Source organism: Frischella sp. Ac48 (genome assembly GCF_019641635.1).
Classification (GTDB): Bacteria; Pseudomonadota; Gammaproteobacteria; order Enterobacterales; family Orbaceae; genus Frischella; species Frischella japonica.
The window spans coordinates 509107-529012 of sequence record NZ_JAETXP010000009.1; the positions used below are offsets into that span (position 1 = coordinate 509107).

Annotated in this window: 13 protein-coding genes; 6 read left to right on the forward strand and 7 right to left on the reverse strand. The window is 33.0% G+C overall.

Going from position 1 to position 19906, the window contains the following annotated elements; translation table 11 throughout:
* Window positions 1-51: 51 nt before the first annotated feature.
* Together JMI89_RS07075 and JMI89_RS07080 are read left to right on the forward strand one after the other, a co-directional pair.
* Window positions 52-3351 (forward strand): DUF6138 family protein, encoded by a 3300-nt coding sequence (locus tag JMI89_RS07075; RefSeq protein WP_220679664.1) that lies wholly within the window; start codon window positions 52-54, stop codon window positions 3349-3351.
* A 644-nt stretch (window positions 3352-3995) separates the two neighbouring features.
* Window positions 3996-4520 (forward strand): endonuclease V, encoded by a 525-nt coding sequence (locus tag JMI89_RS07080; RefSeq protein ID WP_255562861.1) that lies wholly within the window; start codon window positions 3996-3998, stop codon window positions 4518-4520.
* 896 nt (window positions 4521-5416) lie between these two features.
* Here the strand turns inward: JMI89_RS07080 and fsa are convergent.
* The 5 genes from fsa to JMI89_RS07105 all read right to left on the reverse strand — a co-directional run bounded on the left by fsa (window position 5417) and on the right by JMI89_RS07105 (window position 9663).
* Window positions 5417-6079: a fructose-6-phosphate aldolase gene (gene fsa / locus JMI89_RS07085; RefSeq protein ID WP_187754940.1), complete on the reverse strand. Its 663-nt coding sequence runs from the start codon at window positions 6077-6079 to the stop codon at window positions 5417-5419.
* 420 nt (window positions 6080-6499) lie between these two features.
* The gene (locus JMI89_RS07090; RefSeq protein ID WP_220679665.1) at window positions 6500-7822 is read right to left on the reverse strand and encodes a PTS sugar transporter subunit IIC; all 1323 of its coding nucleotides are present in this window, start codon (window positions 7820-7822) and stop codon (window positions 6500-6502) included.
* A complete protein-coding gene (locus JMI89_RS07095; RefSeq protein WP_187754942.1) occupies window positions 7823-8143 on the reverse strand; it encodes a PTS sugar transporter subunit IIB in 321 nt (106 codons plus the stop codon).
* Between the two features lie 27 nt (window positions 8144-8170).
* A complete protein-coding gene (locus JMI89_RS07100; RefSeq protein WP_187754943.1) occupies window positions 8171-8497 on the reverse strand; it encodes a PTS lactose/cellobiose transporter subunit IIA in 327 nt (108 codons plus the stop codon).
* A gap of 422 nt (window positions 8498-8919) precedes the next feature.
* Entirely contained in the window at window positions 8920-9663 is a 744-nt protein-coding gene (locus JMI89_RS07105) for a DNA-binding transcriptional regulator YciT (protein WP_187754944.1), read from the reverse strand.
* 248 nt (window positions 9664-9911) lie between these two features.
* Here JMI89_RS07105 and JMI89_RS07110 point away from each other — a divergent pair, with 248 nt between their 5' ends.
* The 3 genes from JMI89_RS07110 to JMI89_RS07120 all read left to right on the forward strand — a co-directional run bounded on the left by JMI89_RS07110 (window position 9912) and on the right by JMI89_RS07120 (window position 14400).
* Complete coding sequence (locus JMI89_RS07110) at window positions 9912-10811, forward strand: glycyl-radical enzyme activating protein (protein ID WP_187754945.1); 900 nt, start codon at window positions 9912-9914, stop codon at window positions 10809-10811.
* 30 nt (window positions 10812-10841) lie between these two features.
* Complete coding sequence (locus JMI89_RS07115) at window positions 10842-13274, forward strand: formate C-acetyltransferase/glycerol dehydratase family glycyl radical enzyme (RefSeq protein WP_187754946.1); 2433 nt, start codon at window positions 10842-10844, stop codon at window positions 13272-13274.
* Window positions 13275-13653: 379 nt separating this feature from the next.
* Entirely contained in the window at window positions 13654-14400 is a 747-nt protein-coding gene (locus JMI89_RS07120; RefSeq protein ID WP_370633731.1) for a DNA-binding transcriptional regulator YciT, read from the forward strand.
* Window positions 14401-14611: 211 nt separating this feature from the next.
* On the opposite strand, the gene arsC is transcribed toward JMI89_RS07120, so the two are convergent.
* A complete protein-coding gene (arsC, locus tag JMI89_RS07125) occupies window positions 14612-14965 on the reverse strand; it encodes an arsenate reductase (glutaredoxin) (RefSeq protein WP_187754947.1) in 354 nt (117 codons plus the stop codon).
* A gap of 124 nt (window positions 14966-15089) precedes the next feature.
* Here arsC and JMI89_RS07130 point away from each other — a divergent pair, with 124 nt between their 5' ends.
* Window positions 15090-17024 (forward strand): U32 family peptidase, encoded by a 1935-nt coding sequence (locus JMI89_RS07130; RefSeq protein WP_220679667.1) that lies wholly within the window; start codon window positions 15090-15092, stop codon window positions 17022-17024.
* A gap of 290 nt (window positions 17025-17314) precedes the next feature.
* Here JMI89_RS07130 and htpG read toward each other — a convergent pair whose 3' ends face one another.
* Window positions 17315-19189, reverse strand: coding sequence for a molecular chaperone HtpG (htpG, locus tag JMI89_RS07135; RefSeq protein ID WP_187754949.1), 1875 nt, complete (start codon window positions 19187-19189; stop codon window positions 17315-17317).
* Window positions 19190-19906: the final 717 nt, after the last annotated feature.

The following is a 19906-nucleotide window of genomic DNA, read 5'->3' on the forward strand; positions in this document are numbered from 1 at the left end:
AAATTATTCTGATAAATATAAAAAAGATAAGTATAAGGAAAACATAAAACAATGAATCAATATTTTGAATGCATTGATGAAGTGAATAATAAATTTTGGTATATCGATCAAAAAGACAATCTTTACACAGTGCTTTATGGTGAAATTGGAACCGAAGGACAAAAGCATACCAAGACCTTTGCTTCGCAGGAGGAAGCAGAAAAAGAAGCAATAAAAATAATAAAATCAAAAATTAAAAAGGGCTATCAAGAAAAAACCATACCAGCAACGCTATTGCCAGCGATTGCCCGATTAAGTCAAATTATCAAAATGCCCGATGCCCCAAAACCGAAATATCACCCCAAACCCACACCACCCAAAGATGTGAAGGATGACGGTAAAGAAAAACCGTGGTTTAATCTTCAAGGATGGTCATATGGAGGTCAACCTAACCCATTTGATTTTGAAGAGTTACGTAAGGTATCTCCCGTTCAACAACCAACAAAAGAAATTAATAACCCGGTTGAAAAAGAAACTTTAACCAAAACAGCGCAAGAACTAGAATTTGAAAATCTTAAAAATATGGTTCAAAAGCATATTAGACAAGGTGATCAATTTGATGTCGTAGCTACTTTCAATAAACTTAAAGTTCTTAGTGCATCAGAAACAGTATTTCAAACTTTAATAAAAAATGTACTTGAAGCTATTTTTTCTGATTTTGTTATTTTGGTTTCTCCAATTCATTTAGATATCTTAGCTTATCTTTTACCTATTAAACATTCAAATATATTGATAAAAGAACAGAATGCTAAGGGAGTTTTGAAATACATTTATGACAATTATCAAAGCAATTTAACAGGTATTCATGGTTTAGTTGATAAATATCTAACCGCTTTTTTTAAAGATATAGCTGAAGAGGTGGTGATTCAAGTTAAAAAATTAGTCGAGACAATTCGCTCTGGTGGAAGTGATAATATCCCAGCCTTTAAACTTCCCAATGCTACTTACGGATTTTTCATCAGAACGTTCAGTAAAGGATGTATTAAAATTTGTAGCCTGAACTATGACAATCGCTATATTGATTATACAGAACACAATTGTGATATGCAGTATCATAATCCAATACTTATCATCCAATATTTAACACAATTTTTAAAACCTAAATTACAACAAATGGTTGATCAAGATTTTTTTGAGGGTCTTACCGAAAATTACTTTAAAATTGCATTTTTCAATCAATTTCAACCATTAGCGGATAAACGCTTGAATGAGGATCACCTTAATGAATTAGCAAAAAATATAGAGGCAAATCTTCAAAAACTTGAAAAATCGGATGAATATGATATCGAACTCTTATCTGATACAGTTAAAGCGTATTTTGCTTCAGATGGCGTTATTCTGCATCTTAAAACGGATAGAATTTTAGCATTATTAAAAAAATATCTTCATTCTGGTGAAGCAAAACCCCAAAAAATAAGTATAAGTCTTATAGAAGAATATGCTGATTTTGACTTTAATAAATGGCATCTGGCTAACCTCCAATTCAAATGGAAAGATTTTGATTTTAAAGTTGCTTACAAAGGGTTAAATCCTCTAATAAATGCTGGATATGAGCCAGCAATAATACAAAAACAAGAGTGGGATCAGCTGGGTGAAATTCATTACACACCCCGTGTAATAGAAGATTCAATAAATCAACATGTAAATACATATTCTTATAACTCTTTTACTGAAAATGATGTTTTTTGTGAAACAGATGCTATTATTGCTAGAGCTATGTCAACAAATGGCAAAATCTATCTGCGTTTCAAAGAAGAAAGTGAGAAGGCATATTCACAAGCACTTGATTATTTAAATAGCTTAATGGCAAAAGGCTATTCTAAAAAATTTGATGGTTATTGGCTTAATGTTTATTTTGTTACCAAGCCTGAATACTATCCTGAATTTGCTCGCATCATCAAACAATATCCTGATCTAGCCAGTAATTCTCATGCCTTTTTTCGCAAAGCAGCGATATACGAAAGTTTACATGATAAAATACGAAAATTTGTTGAATTAACAATGGAGAAATTTCACCATTGTTTAGATCTCCAAGATGAAGATAATTCTGTCGCAGGCACATTCGCTGCCATTGCTTTGGCAATGACGGATGTGAAACATATGGATATGGCAATAAAATTTGCACTTGAGACCGATGATGAACACGAATTTTTGGCAAGTTATTTTGGTGGTGTTCTTGAAAAATATTGGGGTATTACGCCTGAAACAGCGGTTGCGATTGCATTATTGCAATTGAGCTATCAAGAACAACCTAATTTATCCAGTCAATTTTATATAATACCGCAAAATCTTGCTACGCTAACTGATTATTTTAATGACTGTGATATCCCCTATAAAAGTCGCAAAATCATTACTCTCGCTGCGAGCCTTTTTGGTAACGGAAAATATAGCTTAAGAAAACTAAAAGAGTTGTTTAGTGATGCGACTGATCCTTTGGCAAAAGAGATTTATGCCAATTTTCATAATTTAGTTTTAGACGCTCTTGAGGATGAAGAAGAAGTTAGCGGTCAACCAATTATCTTTAACATCTCACCTAAACCAGAAAGCGATTCCGAACCGTTAATCATCGATGAACAAGATTTTATCGAAAACCCACGTTGTATCATTACACCATTGCAAGCTAAAAAGCGCGGGTTTGATGTTAGAGAATTGGAAACTTATGATTCCCCATGGAGAGCAATTATTTTTGCGCCATTAACGATAACCAATCCCTACATTTTCGACGCTATAATCCAATTTTATAAAGTGCAGAATAAAATAAATCCCGACTCTACTCTTATTTGGGGTGCAGAACAGGCGTATTGCTTTGGAAAAAAAATCGTGATTGATTTCAGTGGCACCCCCTATCAAGTGGGTATGGGAATTTATGGTAAAAACCAAGCTCAGCTAATTTATGGTGTAATGGATTTTGCTAAGATTGCTGTTGCAATGAACAAACAAGAGCCCGATAAAGAAAAATTATACGCACTGCGAAAACAATACTATTACTTCGACAGTCCCAAAGGAAGCCCAAACATTGATTACTCTAAGCCCGGTATAATGTATTTGGATGAGGCTTTAAGCGCCGGGATTTATAAGGATGATAATTATCGGGCAATCAAACAGCTTGAAAAAATCACCCCGGATATGGGTGAAGTCTATGATGCCTCACTACTGTTTAGGGCATACATGATGCAGAAAAAACAAGATTATGCCATGGAGAAACTGCAAAGAAAACTCGATACTACTGAACTAAAACAGGTGTACCAAACAGCACAAAAACGCCTGCCACAATATCAAGAATACTGGCAGAAAAAGTTAGCCAAATTATAAAAAATAAAATCATAAAAAGGGGCTAATGCCCCAAAACAATAGGATAAATTCAAAATAATCGATAAGTTTGCTTTTTTATCAACAAGCCTATCTGATTTTGGTAAGTTTTATAACATAAAATAGTCATACTTTGGTACTGACTAGTCAGTTCTTTTAAGTGATATCTAAGCTTGTTATCTAACTTTGCTTTGGGTTTGAGGCATTATATGCTTCGATTTACATTAGACAAATAGCACACTCTATGTTCGGTTAATTTTACATATAAATTAATAGGAATGTGCGAATTAAATCGTCATATGTAAAGAAAATATTATTTATTTCGCGTTATTATGATCTAAAACTAACCAATAACCGAGTAAATATTTGCTAATTTGAGTTAATATTATGGGGCATTGTTTTATCAGCAATTCATCTATTTCTATCAATTATTGAGATTTAATATTATTGATTATTTAAATAAAAAAAGAGTGAGAGTATCTTTATCAATTTTAATGTTAATATTAAAATTGCCTTTTATTTAGCAAAACGACTCATAGCAGATTAAATGCTAAAGCAAAATGACCGTTTCAATATGAAGGGACTAGCGGATATCCGTTACTCACAATAAAAAAATCACTTTAATAATAAAAAACTGTTATCGAAGGTTGTTAAAAATGATTATTGCCATAGATGTATATTATATTGCCAATCGTGCCAAAACAGTGGGGATAACCTTTGAGCGTTGGACTGATAGCAAGAATGATATTATTGCTTTAGTTAGTGATTATCAAAACGATGTCGCACCTTACCAATCGGGGCAATTTTATCAACGTGAGTTACCTTGCATAATCTCATTGTTAACTAAGATTGATTTATCTAAAATCACCATGATTGTCATTGATGGTTATGTACATTTAGATCATGGTAAATTTGGTTTAGGCGGTCATCTATATAATGCATTAAATCAAACCATACCTATAATAGGTGTTGCTAAAAAGCCTTTTTTAGGTAATCGTGAGTATTTAATAGAAGTCATACGGGGTAAAAGTGCACATCCTTTATATGTGACAGCAATTGGCATTGCATTAGAAGATGCAGCTGAGAGCATTAAATCAATGGCTGGAAAATATCGAATGCCCGATCTGCTCAGTTATTTAGATCAACAAACAAAATTATTTAAATTTGAATGAATACCAAATATGTTTGGTTTTATTAATCGTAATTTTTCGAGGAATTTTATTTAAAATTCCAATAATAATAACGGACTCATAATACAAAAATAATAAATTTTTAAAATTTTTCTTCCAAAAAATTTGGCAACAAGTGTTTAACTTTACGATCAGTATTAATTGTGCATTAAAACGAAATTTTTTCGATATTTCTACAAATTAGTAACTCAGCGATAACAAATTAAGTGCAGTAACAAAATTAACTTTGAATGGCTATGGGATAAATTGTAAAGATAATCCTAAAATATTAGTTGGTTTCTATTACCTTTCAGTAAGCGGTGGTTATTGTTCTAATATGGTAAATAGGCAATTATAAATAAACCCGTTATTTATTTTTTTATGTTAATTGACAGAATAAACTGCGATTTATGGCGATAGTATTTTTAACGAATCACTGAATGTAAAAAATATTTATCACCGATAAATTATACACAGCAAAACATCTAGTATTATCAACGTTCAATAATAAGATAATTTAATTATTAGTTGATAAAAAATGATGGTTTAAATGTGCCATTCACATCATTATTTTTGAAATGGTTTTGTCACAATTGAAAACATACCTCATTATCTGCTAAAGATATCAGTTTTGCCGCATAAACATCATGTTTATCTCTATGCTTTAATAAAAATAATAGGAATTTGCAATAAACGTATTGGTTCTGTTTAAATGATAGATAAGATTATAATTTTTAAAGGTGACAATTCATGCTTGACATAGTTTTTTAAAGGTAAGTTAATATTAATATAGATTATTTTGTCATCACAATAAGTAGAAACCTAAGTTCAAATTCCCACTTAGGTTTTTATAAAAATAACCATTAACTAAAATATGTAAGATTTGCAATTGTTAATCATTATAGCTTTAGATCGCCGAAAGCATTTATCCAATCATTATCAAACTGTTTAATCGCAGCGTCTACTGCAGGGTCAGCAATGAATAATTCCGCAATATCTGTTGGAATAGTAATTGATTTACAACCAGCTAATAAGCAATCAAGGACTTGTCGTGGTGTCCGAAAACTTGCCGCTAAAATCATTGATGAGGGGCAATGCATCTCAAGTAATGTTTGTAATTCAGCAACGACTTCAATTCCGCTACCACCTTGAGCATCGATACGATTAACATAAGGCGCGACATATTTAGCACCAGCTAAAGCTGAGAGAAATCCTTGTCCTGCACCATAAACGGCCGTACCTAGTGTAGTTATTTCCTGGGCTGACAACTCTTTAATTGCGATTAATCCTTCGCTAGTGACAGGAACTTTGATTACAATGGTTGGAAAATACAGTCTTAATTTTTCTGCCTCTTTAATCATATCTTTAGCATTATTTGCGATAACTTGTGCAAATAATTGACTTTTAGCACCAACTGCTGCTTGTAATTCATTCAATACATCAAAAATAGGTTTTTTCTCTTTTGCCACAATACTAGGATTAGTTGTTACCCCTTGTATCGGTAATATTTTTGCTAATCTTTTAACCGATTTTACATCAGCAGTATCTAAATAAAGTTCCATATTCATCCTTTTAGTAGTTAAATTTACGTTCGAAAGTAATTTTAATGCAAAAAGAAAGTTGAATCTTTTATTTATTTAAAAATTTGTGAGTTACATCACATAAATTTTTGTTAAAAAACTATTGAGGTATTGAGCTACTTTTTATTATATTGATGAGATACCATTGTCGCAACATATTAAAATAATTAATATTTAATGTGATTTTGATGTTTAATAACGAGTAAAATTATGCAACATAACACATTAATATTTATGCAGCTGTGGCTATAGATATTATTTTTATCGTATTATCGCCAAAATTTAATATGATACGAACAATACGATTTAAAAATTGGCAATAATAAACATTACATTATTCACAAATGAGTCCTAACCATCATGCTGAATAATAACATGATGGTTTGAATTTTATTAATGAGATTATAGAATCGTAGTCGATTGCTCTTGTTGTTCTTTGGCGTAGGCAATAGCATCCATTTTTCTAAAGAAGGGATAATAGCCAATGACTGAGATAATGAGAATAACTAATTGAATCAGTGCGCCTTGCCAACCGGCTACCAAAAATCCTGATAAAATGCCAGGTGTACTCCAAGGCAACATGACACCCGAAAATGGAGCCATAAATCCTATTGCAATAGAGGTATAAACTAAAATTCCACTTATAATAGGCACCAAAATAAATGGGATAAACATAATTGGATTAAGAACTATGCCGAAACCAAATGTAATCGGTTCATTAATATTAAATAAAGTTGGAAATATAGTTGCTTTACCTAAAAATTTATATTGTTTTGATTTTGCTGAGAAAATCATAGCAAACACAATTCCAAATGTAATTCCTGAACCAGTAAATAAAATAAAAGTATCCAAAAACTGTTGTGTTACAATATGAGCGCCATCACCAATATTTAAAGAGCCATTTTGAGCAAGCAAACGTGTATTATCGATGGCATTAGCTGTTAATATCGATGTTACGATACCATTTACGATTGATTGACCGTGTACACCAAACCACCATAAAAATGATATAAAAAATGCGATGGCAATAACACCACCAAATGAATCGGTTAAACCTTGTAAAGGCACTTGAATTAAACTATAAATTGCTTCTAATAGTGTGGTTTTACCATAGGTTTTAAACATGGCATAGGTTATTAATGAAAGTAAAAATATACAGCATGCAGGGATAAAGGCAGTAAATTGTACAGCAACAGTTTTTGGGACTGCTTTAGGCATTTTGATAACAATATTACGCCGTAAAAAAAGCGAATAAATAAAACCAACGGTAAGTCCAATGATAATCGCAGAAATCATGCCTTGACCACCAATCCATGCCTTGGCGACGGTATTATTCACTACTTCACCAGAAATAGGTGCCACAACATAAGAATTCGATGTTATAAAAAAAGCGGAAACCGCTAACACGCCAGCGGGCAATGGCTCAAAACCTTCATTTTTAACATATGCATAAGCAATCGCAAAACAAGAAATTAGCCCCATTATTGCAAAGGTTCCACCATAAACCTGCATAAATGGCTCAGTCCAATCATTACCTAAAATACTGGCAATCCAATCATTTACCGTTTTAGATGGTATTTGCCCGACAACTAAAAAAAAACTACCTACAACGGTTAATGGCAAAATACTTAGCATTCCATCTTTTACCGCAGTAATTCCTTTAGAGTTAACAAATGTTAAAACTTTCGGAAGAATTTTAGTATTAATATATTCAACGATACTCATCTATTGTTCCGCCTTAGTTTGATATAGATTTAATGCAAAATTTAATACGTTTTCCCCGTTCATTGTGCCATAGTCAATCATTGGTATCACTTCAATTGGCACATTAGCTGGGGCACAAACTTCTTTCGCTTTTTTTAAAGCATATCCCACTTGCGGTCCTAATAAAGCCACGTCCATATCATTAACATAATCTCTAAGTTTGGCATGTGAATGAGCTTGAATATCTACATCAATACCTTGTTGTTGAGCGGTTTCTAACATTTTTTCAACTAACATACTCGTTGAAAATCCAGCAGCACAGAATAATTTAATCTTAATCATGATATTTTCCTTATTTTTATAAATTGCTTATTGTTTTTCGATTAACGTGTTTAAGATTTTGCGTAATTCGATAATTTGTTCAATTAATGTGATTTCAGATATCGCATTCATCAAATGATCTTGAGCGTGTACAAAAAGAGCATTTACATTTAATGATTCTCCATTCGCTTCCAATGTTAGTAATGTAGTCTGTTCGTTATGTGCTAATAACAAATATTCATTCGCTTGTTTAAAATTTTCTTCTGCTAAACTATAGTTTTTTTCATTTACGTTTGATAACGCATTATAAGCATAGGATTTCGCTGCTCCAGAATTAACGATTAAGTTCATGATCGCTTGTTCAATATTGTCCATTACTTGTTCCTTATATTAATTTCCAATAATTTGTAAAAAGATTAGCTTAAAAAAAAGAAAAATAAATTTTTTTACTTCGAAAGTATGATTTAAATCACAATAAAAGAAAAATATCAGCTTTCTATAGAAATCTTAAAAGGAAAATAAAAAAGTGATAAATATCAAATAACGGTTTTTTATTATTGAAAATATCGATTAACTAGGTGCTATTGCATATAGATTTGCCGATGTTAGATTAATTATAATTTTTGATTAAAAGAAAATTCAATTTTGTTAGTAATGATAAAAAGAGGAAATAGTTAATTGGCTATTTAAGTGGCTATCTACTCAATCAGAAAGACCACTAGCTTAATATATAGTAGTCTTGACTAATCTTTAATGGGATTTAAAAGTGTTTGTTGGCGTGTGAATGGGTAAAACGATTAAGGTAATTTATAAACATTTATAGACTTTTTCATTATGTCGTTTTCAAAATTTATATCAAGATTATTGTCAGTAATGATGTGTTTAATTTTATCGATCGCTATTGTATAGGCAAACACCGAACCAAATTTAGAAGAATCAGTAATAACATAGTTTTGAGCACCTTTATCAAGTACACAATTAATGACTTCTGCTCGCATCATATCCCGCCCAGTAAATCCCATTTCAGGATGATAACCATCGATACCCAAAAAGGCTTTATTAAAATGAGTTTGTGTTATGCACATACGAGTTAATGGTCCTATTACACTGTCGCTTTTGGCTTGCAGTAATCCACCTAATAAAATCACATCAAATTTTGCTTCTTTTAACAGCTGAGCAATATAAGTACAAACTGTAATAACAACAATTTCACCTTCAAAATTTAGTAATTCTCGAGCGAGTAAGGCATTAGTACTACCACCTTCTATAAAGATTGAATCCCCGTCTTCAATGAAGTTTAATGCATATTTAGCCAATCGCTGTTTTAGTGAAAAGTTTAGTTGAATGCGCTCACTCATTACATCCCGGTCCAAAATTTCAGCAAAGCCATGTGTTCGTTTGATAAAATTTTGTTCTTCAAGGTAGGATAAATCATTGCGAATAGTCACTACGGATACATTAGTTAGTTTGGACAATTCATTAACACTAATTTTTTGCCGGTTATTGATTAATTCCAATATTTTCTGGTGTCTTTTGTGCATGCCAATCACTATAAAATGCTAATTATTTAGTTGCTCATTATCATACACAAATTTTGTTAAAAATTAAAATAACCCGTTGCTATCAGGTAGTTTTTAATTTTATTCAGTGCGGTAAATACTAGATAAGTCGTCACTTATTTTTCTTAATTTGATTGATGGAAAAATTTTTTTTAATCGTAAAAATGTGATTTATATCACGGACACTTTCTTTCGAAAGATGCTCTAATATTGCAAAAAGGAGCACGGTTATGATTTTCAATCTACAACGCTATTCAACTCATGATGGTCCAGGAATAAGAACCGTTATTTTTTTTAAAGGTTGTTCATTGAGCTGTTTTTGGTGTCAAAACCCAGAAAGTCAATCACTTAAATCTGAAATTTTATATGACAAACGCTTATGTATACATGATTGTCAATTGTGTGTAAAAAAAATTCCGCAAATTTTTAATAAAGAGTGTGAAGAATTGACCATTGACCGTGCTCACTTTAATGAACAATTGATTGAAAATGTAAAGTTTGTTTGTCCTAGTTTGGCAATTAGTGTTTGCGGGGAACCTCAAACTGTCGATGAAATTATGGTGGTTGTTAATAAAGATGCGCCATTTTACTTACGCACAAACGGTGGTGTAACTATATCGGGAGGTGAGCCATTCATGCAACCGGATTTAATTCAGCAAATTTTACAACGTTGTAAAGAAAAAAATTATCATACAGCCGTTGAAACTTGTTTACATGTACCCTGGAAATATGTCGAACCGTCCTTACCTTATCTTGATCTCTTCTTAGCTGATTTGAAACATACTGATGAAAAAAAATTCAAAGAATGGACAAACGGTTCGGTGAAACGCATTTTGGATAATTTTCGACAATTATCCATTACCGGTAAAGCAATTACCGTAAGAGTACCAATAATCCAAGGCTTTAATGCTGATAAATCATCAATGCGCTCAATTATTGATTTTGCAGCTAATGAAATAACCACTCATGAAATTCACTTTTTACCCTATCACACATTGGGTATTAATAAATACAAAATGTTAGATATGCCATATTACGCACCAACTGAACCGCTAAATGACAATGAGTTAGTTGACTATGCAATGCATTATGCTGCGGAAAAAAAATTAACAGCTGTTTTAAGAGGATAAATGCTATCAAAATAGCCAAAGGAGACAACGATGACAAAACTAAATTTAACAGAGATCACCCCCAGAATTCAAGCACATAAAGATGCTTTAATTCATATTATTAAACCCCATATTTGCGTTGAACGTGCTGAACACTATACTGAATCATATAAAAAACATTTCGCACAACCAATTGTTATCCGTCGCGCATATGCTTTGGTTAATCATTTGGCAAAAAAAACAATTTGGATAAAACATGATGAATTAATTGTTGGTAACCAAGCTAGTCATCCTCGAGCGGCACCCATATTTCCAGAATATACCGTCGGCTGGATTGAGAAAGAAATCGATGAACTAGGCGATAGACCTGGTGCTGGTTTTGAAGTCAGTGAACGTGATAAAGCAGTGTTGCATGATATCTGTCCGTGGTGGCATGGTCAAACAGTATTAGATCGCTGCTATGCACTTTTTACTGATGAACAGAAATCGTTACTTGATACGGTAATGATTAAAGCAGAAGGAAATATGAATGCTGGAGATGCTCATTTAGCAATTAATTTTCCACTGATTCTAGAAAATGGCATTGATGGCATTATTGCTAAAATTAGAGAACGTCGTGAGCGCTTAGATTTAACTAACTTAGATGATTTTTATAAAAGTCATTTTCTAAAAGCTTCCGATATGTCAATGGTGGCAATGAGTGAATATATTGAACGTTATGCTAAGTTAGCCAATAAAATGGCAGAAACCGAAACACGCGACTGGCGTAAAAAAGAGTTACAGGGAATCGCTGATAACTGCCATTTAATTGCGCATCAACCGCCAAAAACTTATTGGCAAGCATTGCAACTATGCTATTTTGTGATGTTAATATTACAAATAGAGTCAAATGGTCATTCCGTTTCCTTTGGGCGTTTGGATCAATATCTTTACCCATTTTATCAAAAAGATGTTGAACAAAATAAACTAATAACTCGAGAAAATGCTATAGAATTATTACATAGTTGTTGGTTAAAACTTTTAGAAATTAATAAAATTCGTTCTGGTTCTCACTCAAAAGCCTCTGCAGGAAGTCCAATGTACCAAAATGTTACTATTGGTGGGCAAAAACTTGTAAATGGTAAACCAATTGATGCGGTAAATAGTTTATCGTTGGCGATATTAGAATCCTGTGGTCGTTTAAAATCAACACAACCCAATCTTAGTGTGCGTTATCATGCAGGATTAAGTAATGAATTTTTAGATGCATGTGTGCAAGTTATTCGTTGTGGCTTTGGTATGCCAGCGTTCAATAATGATGAAATTGTAATCCCTGAATTTATTAAACTGGGCGTTGAACCACAGGATGCCTATGATTATTCTGCAATTGGTTGTATCGAAACGGCGGTTCCAGGTAAATGGGGATATCGTTGTACAGGTATGAGTTTTATTAACTTTACACGTGTTGTACTGGCAGCACTTGAGGGAGGTAAAGATGCAACGAGCGGAGCCGTTTTCTTAGCACAAGAAAAAGCATTGAGTAAAGGTAATTTTACGAACTTCAATGAAGTGATGCAATCTTGGGATAAACAAATTCGTTATTACACCCGTAAATCTATTGAAATCGAGTATGTCATAGATACCATGTTAGAAGAAAATGCTCACGATATTATTTGCTCTGTTTTAGTCGATGATTGTATCGAACGTGGTAAAACACTCAAACAAGGCGGGGCTAAATATGATTGGGTTTCAGGTTTACAGGTCGGATTAGCCAATACAGCCAACAGTCTTGAAGCAGTTAAAAAATTGGTATTTGAACAAGGTATGATTAGTCAACAAGAGCTAGCTGAATCTTTAGCGTCAAATTTTGACGGTTTAAATGGTGAACAATTACGTCAACGTTTATTAAATGGTGCACCTAAATACGGTAATGATAATGATGAAGTTGACCAGTTATTAGTTGATGCCTATCACAGTTATATAGATGAACTCAAAAACTATAAGAATCCACGTTATGGTCGTGGCCCAATAGGTGGGACTTATTATGCAGGTACCTCCTCAATTTCTGCCAATGTTCCATTTGGTGCACAAACGGCAGCGACGCCAGATGGACGTAAAGCTTGGACTCCTTTAGCAGAAGGCGCGAGTCCTTCATCAGGTACCGATACATTAGGTCCTACAGCGGTATTCAATTCCATCGGTAAATTACCAACCGATAAAATTTTGGGTGGGGTATTACTTAATCAAAAACTTAATCCATCTACGCTCGATCATATCCAAGATAGGCAAAAGCTAATGCTTATGTTACGAACCTTTTTTGAAGTGCACAAGGGGTGGCATGTACAATACAACGTGGTTTCACGTGAAACATTATTGGCAGCAAAAACAAATCCCGATCAGTATCGAGATTTAGTGGTTCGTGTTGCTGGTTACTCTGCATTCTTTACCGCATTATCACCAGAAGCACAAGATGATATCATTGCCCGAACTGAGCATGTTATTTGATTACATTTTTATACTTTATCTAACTAAAATAAGCCATCATTTGATGGCTTAATTATTTATTTTCATTATTCAATAATATTAGCCTTCATTTACAACTTTATTAACAATCAATAAAGGGTGGTTTTATCATTAAAATATTACTTGAAAGATAAATAATCACTCAAGTAGTATTTCAATCGGTTAAACATTTAATGATTGTTGTCAAAGAGTTGTGTAAGATAGTCGCCAGTTACTCTAAAAACAGTATAGATGATATAAAAACTATAATTAAAACAACTGTTAAATCTATTACACATCACATATGTAATGACGCGACGGAATGATTCTCCTGATTAATTAAATTGTTGGAATAAAAGGCTAGCTATAAATGTTTTATTTAATGAATGAACGTCAAAAAGAAATTATTTACCGAGTCAATGAATTAGGACAAGTTAAAGTCGCTGATTTAGCCCAGTATCTGGCTGTTTCGGTTGTTACCATTCGGCATGATCTTAATTTCTTAGAAGAAAAAGGTTACTTAAAACGTGAACATGGTTATGCCGTGACAATGGATAGCGATAATTTAGATGCGCGAATGAAAATTAAATTTCCGCTAAAACAAAAAATTGCTGAATATGCTGCTTCATTAGTCAATAATAATGAAGTTATCTTTATCGAAGGGGGAAGTACTAACGCTTTACTTGCTCGTCATTTAGCCTTTACTCGCCGAATAACCTTAATTACTTCAAGTTATTATATTGCTCAAATACTTAAAACCACTGATATTAAAGTAATTGTGATTGGTGGCGAATATCAAAAGAAGAGTGATAGTGTTGTTGGCGAACTTGCATGTTTAGCCATTGCGCATATTTCTTTCGATAAAGCGTTTATTGGTGTTGATGGATTTACTGAACAAACTGGTTTTACTGGACGCGATAATATGCGCACAGAATTAGTCAATACAATTTTAGATAAACCTAGTGAAAATATCATTATTACTGATTCATCAAAATTCGGTCAACAACAGAAATATTTATTTCACCCGCTTAGTGCCATTAATCGAGTAATTACCGATTCTAATATAGATAGTAAAAATGAACGTTACTTACATGATAATGCAATTATTGTTGATAAGGTTAAATATTAATTGCGGTTTATATTTGTGGACATTTTTATTGTGAGTAATCATACTTAATAGGCGAAAAACTTGATTTGCGCCATTCGCAATGTACATAACCATAAAAAATTGTTTGTTATGTACATGGCAGTCTATCTAATTCTTTTCGGTAATTAAACCGCTTAATTTTTATTGTATATGAAATATTTATATTTTCTTAAATCGTCAATTATCCGTTTTATCAGAATATTTCCCATATCTTTTCAGGTGGGCGACCAATTATAGCGCGATGATTATTTACCACGATGGGGCGTTCAATCAATATCGGGTATCGATGCATCGCATTAAATAATTGTTGTTCAGTAATATTTTCACCATCTAGATATAATTCTTGATAAAGCTGTTCTTTCGTTCGCATAATTTGCCGTGCTGAGTTAAAACCAAGTTGGTTAACTAAGGTTTGTAACTGTTCGATTGATGGCGGATTATCTAAATATAATACAATGTTTGGTTTAATACCTTTATCAATGAGTAACGCGAGTGTTGTTCGGCTTTTAGAGCATTTAGGGTTATGGTATAAGGTAATAGTTGTCATTTTGATTGAAGATTATTATTGGAACGTCATACTTTATCGTTATTTTTTAAATCTGCAATAAATAAAGAGAAATAAATCAAAAAACAGGTATAATTTCGGCGTCTTTTTTCGTTGTGGATTTATCATGCTATCATTATCAACACATCATCTCGAATTACTTAGCCCAGCTAAAGATATTGAAATTGCTAAACATGCTATCTTGCATGGCGCGGATGCCGTTTATATTGGCGGCCCTCAATTTGGTGCTCGGCATAATGCCGGTAATTCGGTTAGTGACATTGCTAAATTAGTCACTTTTGCTCATCTCTATTATGCTAAAGTTTTTGTAACTTTAAATACAATTTTACATGATAATGAATTGGAACCAGCTAGACAATTAATTCATCAACTTTACAACGCAGGTGTCGATGCATTAATTATTCAAGATATGGGGATTTTAGCTTTGGATATTCCACCAATTGATTTACATGCCAGTACGCAAATGGATATTCGAACCCCTGAAAAAGCCAAATTCTTAGCTGATGTCGGTTTTTCACAAATTGTATTAGCAAGAGAGTTAAATTTAGCTGAAATTAATGCCATTCATCAACAGAGTCATGCTACCATTGAATACTTTGTGCATGGTGCGTTATGTGTCGCATTTTCTGGGCAATGTTATATTTCTCATGCCCAAACTGGGCGAAGTGCCAATCGTGGTGATTGTTCACAAGCCTGTCGCTTACCCTATACTTTGAAAGACGATCAAAACCGGGTGGTCGCTTATGAGAAGCATTTGTTATCAATGAAAGACAATAATCAATCAAATAATTTATTAGCCTTAATTGATGCGGGTGTCCGTTCTTTTAAAATTGAAGGGCGGTATAAAGATTTAAGTTACGTAAAAAATATAACAGCTTTTTATCGGCAACATTTAGATAATATTTTAACAAAGCGTCCGGATTTATGTCGTGCTTCAAGTGGTAAAACAGAACACTTTTTTATACCAGATCCAGATCGTACTTTTCATCGTGGTAATACCGATTATTTTGTACATGGTCGTCAGGCGAATATCGGGGCATTTGATTCACCTAAATTTATTGGTATAAATGTCGGTGAACTGATAAAAATTTCCGCTAATACGTTAGATATTCGGGCAAAATCTCCTTTGGTCAATGGTGACGGTCTTAATGTATTAGTTAAGCGTGAGATAGTTGGTTTTCGTGCTGATAAAGTAGAAAAATTATCGGCTGATGTATATCGTGTTTACCCAAATGTATTACCGAAATCATTAATGTCATTGCAATTACCTTGCCAGATTAATCGTAATTTTGATCATGTGTGGCAACAAAACTTATTAAAACAATCCAGCCAACGGCGAATAGGGGTTTCATTTGCTTTAACAGATTGTCAGGGTGGCATTGAGCTCTTTGTAAAAAGCGAGGAGGGGATTACTGTTAGTAAAAGGTTAATAGCTAATTTTAATATTGCACAACAAATTGATAAAACGCGCCAGAATTTACAAGAAAGTTTAGCAAAATTGGGACAAACTATTTACTATGCTATAACCATCGACATTGACTTGCGTACCCTTTACTTTATTCCAAGTAGTCAATTCAATCAATTAAGACGTGATGTGATTGATATGCTAACCCAAACGCGGATTGAGCGTTATTGTCGTAAAAAACGCCGCTCGGAGTTATCTCCCATACCTGTATATCCAGAAACCCATTTAACTTTTTTAGCTAATGTTTATAACGACAAAGCACGTGAATTTTATCAACGACATGGAGTGGAATTGGTTGAAAGTGCTTATGAAGCGCATCAAATAACAGATGATGCGCCTCTTATGATTACCAAACATTGTTTACGTTATGCTTTTAATTTATGTCCTAAACAAGCCAAAGGTGTGCAAGGTGTTAGAACCAAAGTGACACCAATGAAACTTATCCATAATAAGGAAGAGTTGACTTTGAAATTCAATTGTAAGGCTTGTGAAATGCAGGTTTGGGGAAAAATTAAGCCACATATTCTTAAAATGCCGTTACTTGGCAGTGAGGTCATTTTTTTAGATAAAAAGTAGGTGAAAATAAAACGTTTTATTGATTCTTGCTACAATGGCATGGGTAAATAGCAAATTATTTACATTCCCGATAAATTCATGCTTGATAGTCAGTTGTAATTTATTTAAATATCTGATGTTATTTAAGATATTGAAGAAAATAAATATGAAACATCATCGCAATAAATATGTGTTCACAGTTCATCGCCTAGTTTTTTCAACTAATTCTGGCTACTAGTCATCTAATATAATTATAAAAAAACCGATATAATCTAAATTATATCGGTTTATTTTAGGAGGCTATTAATAAGTTATTTCATGAGTAATTTATTTACATTTTTAATAAATTTACTCGGATCATTTAAAGCGCCTTTTTCGGCTAACAAAGCTTGATCAAGTAATAATTCTACCCAATCTTTAAAATCAACATCATCTTGCGTATCAGCAGCTTTTTTAACTAACGGATGCACAGGATTAAGTTCGAAAGTATATTTTACTTCTGGTGCTTTTTGGCCTGCTGCCGCAAACAGTTTAGCCATTTGCGTTGTCATTTCACCTTCTTTTGTTGTCACTATTGCCGGAGTATCTGTTAAACGATGTGTTAATTTAACATCTTTAACTTTATCCCCTAAAACAGTTTTTACTCGGCTAACAAATGGTTCAAGTTCTTTTTCTGCTTGCTTTTGTTCGTCAGTTTCTTGATCTGCTAGTTTTTCAATAGATTCATCAGATTTACTCACTGATTGGAAGGCTTTCCCAGAAAATTCAGTTAAGTTACTCATCATCCATTCGTCAATGCGATCTGAAAGCAGTAGCACTTCTATACCTTTTTTACGGAACAATTCAAGGTGTGGGCTATATTTTGCTGCTTGATAACTATCAGCGGTAATGTAATAAATCTTCTCTTGACCTTCTGACATACGATTAATATATTCTTCCAAAGCCACTGTTTGCGCATCACTATCGTTATGGGTTGAAGCAAAACGGAGCAATTTGGCGATAATCTCTTTATTTGCAAAATCTTCACCGGTACCTTCTTTAAGTACTAAGCCAAATTCAGTCCAGAATTGTTGGTATTTTTCTTTGTCCTCTTTAGCTAATTTTTCTAACATCTGTAAAACACGTTTACTACAGGCGTTACGTAAATTTTGTGTTACTTTGCTATCCTGTAAAATTTCACGTGAGACGTTTAAAGGAAGATCATTAGAGTCGATTAAACCTTTTACAAAACGCAAGTAATTAGGCATAAATTGTTCGGCATCGTCCATGATAAAGACACGTTGTACATAAAGTTTTAAACCGTGTTTATGATCACGATTCCACATATCCCATGGTGCTTTTGACGGAATATAGAGTAGGCTAGTATATTCCTGTTTACCTTCAACACGGTTATGGCTCCAAATCAGTGGTTCGTTATAATCATGGGACAAATGTTCATAAAATGCTTTATATTCATCATCAGAAATATCTGCTTTACTACGGGTCCAAAGTGCTTGGGCTTTATTGACTTTTTCCCACTTAATTTCTTTACTTTCTTCTTCAATGGTTTGAATTTCAACCGGTAAAGAAATATGATCAGAATATTTACTGATGATTGAACGCAGACGCCAGTCATCTAAAAACTCTTTTTCATCGTCTTTCAGGTGAAGTGTAATTTCCGTACCGCGACTTGATTTATGGGCATCAGAAATAGTGTATTCACCTTCCCCAGCGGATTGCCACATGACCGCTTCATCTTCTTTAGCAGTTGCAGCACGGGTTACCACGGTAACGTTATCGGCTACAATAAATGCCGAATAGAAGCCAACACCAAATTGACCTATTAGTTGACTATCTTTAGCTTGATCGCTGCCGATTGACTCTAAAAAAGCTTTAGTCCCTGATTTAGCAATGGTACCTAAATTTTCAATGACTTCATCACGAGTCATACCAATACCATTATCAGCAATAGTAAGTGTACTTGCATCTTTGTTAACCCAAATTTTAACACCTAATTCACCATCTCCAGCATATAGGTTAGGGTTTTCTAATGCTTTAAAGCGAAGTTTATCTGCAGCATCAGACGCATTTGAGATAAGTTCTCTTAAGAATATTTCTTTATTAGAATAAAGTGAGTGAATCATTAAGTGAAGAAGTTGTTTCACTTCTGATTGAAATCCACGAGTTTCGGTTCCTTGGTTACTCATTGATTAATACCTCTAAATTTATTATTAAGACATCTATCTATATAGGCATAAAAATTAATATTTCAAGTCTGAAAAAAGATATCGCCTAAATTAAAATTTATAGAAGCAATAATTAAAACAATATTTACTATAATGATAGGCTAAAAAGAGGAACTGCTGATAATCGAGGAGATTTTCTAAATCTCCAAAAGCTTAATAATTGTAGAAAAAATAATAATAAAAGTAGATATAAGTCTTACTATTATTATCGATTATTCAAGAGTTAATCTAATTATCAATGCTTGTAGACATGCCATTTAATTTGCCATTTTTATTAACACATTGATAATTGGCATTAAGTAGAGATATATCAAATATCCATGCTCCATTCAATAATGACATTAATATTATCTATAGCATATTAAGTCTCCATATCGGTTAATTATTTAGCGTCGTAGGCATATTTAAAGATACTGTTATAAAGTTAGTATGAATAGTTTTTCGAACTTTTTGGACCATTTTGAATACCATATTGTCATAACATTCATTAATAATTCAATAAATGAATTTAAATCAGTAATCGTTTTTTTTATTTATGGTGTGATTGCCAGCTTATAATCGATAATAGTCGAGAAAGATCTCAGCGTTAAATCTGCAATAGTTGCACATGGAGATAGGGGTATTAAACAGAGTAATTTATCATTTATGTAATCTTACTTTTTGCAAATATTCATATTT

What these genes read in the sequence shown, in the direction of transcription:
- JMI89_RS07075 (WP_220679664.1), top strand. Translation starts at nt 52, where the DNA reads ATGAATCAATATTTTGAATGCATTGATGAAGTGAATAATAAATTTTGG.
- fsa (WP_187754940.1), bottom strand. Translation starts at nt 6,079, where the DNA reads ATGGAACTTTATTTAGATACTGCTGATGTAAAATCGGTTAAAAGATTA.
- JMI89_RS07090 (WP_220679665.1), bottom strand. Translation starts at nt 7,822, where the DNA reads ATGAGTATCGTTGAATATATTAATACTAAAATTCTTCCGAAAGTTTTA.
- JMI89_RS07095 (WP_187754942.1), bottom strand. Translation starts at nt 8,143, where the DNA reads ATGATTAAGATTAAATTATTCTGTGCTGCTGGATTTTCAACGAGTATG.
- JMI89_RS07100 (WP_187754943.1), bottom strand. Translation starts at nt 8,497, where the DNA reads ATGGACAATATTGAACAAGCGATCATGAACTTAATCGTTAATTCTGGA.
- JMI89_RS07105 (WP_187754944.1), bottom strand. Translation starts at nt 9,663, where the DNA reads ATGCACAAAAGACACCAGAAAATATTGGAATTAATCAATAACCGGCAA.
- JMI89_RS07110 (WP_187754945.1), top strand. Translation starts at nt 9,912, where the DNA reads ATGATTTTCAATCTACAACGCTATTCAACTCATGATGGTCCAGGAATA.
- JMI89_RS07115 (WP_187754946.1), top strand. Translation starts at nt 10,842, where the DNA reads ATGACAAAACTAAATTTAACAGAGATCACCCCCAGAATTCAAGCACAT.
- JMI89_RS07120 (WP_370633731.1), top strand. Translation starts at nt 13,654, where the DNA reads ATGAATGAACGTCAAAAAGAAATTATTTACCGAGTCAATGAATTAGGA.
- arsC (WP_187754947.1), bottom strand. Translation starts at nt 14,965, where the DNA reads ATGACAACTATTACCTTATACCATAACCCTAAATGCTCTAAAAGCCGA.
- JMI89_RS07130 (WP_220679667.1), top strand. Translation starts at nt 15,090, where the DNA reads ATGCTATCATTATCAACACATCATCTCGAATTACTTAGCCCAGCTAAA.
- htpG (WP_187754949.1), bottom strand. Translation starts at nt 19,189, where the DNA reads ATGAGTAACCAAGGAACCGAAACTCGTGGATTTCAATCAGAAGTGAAA.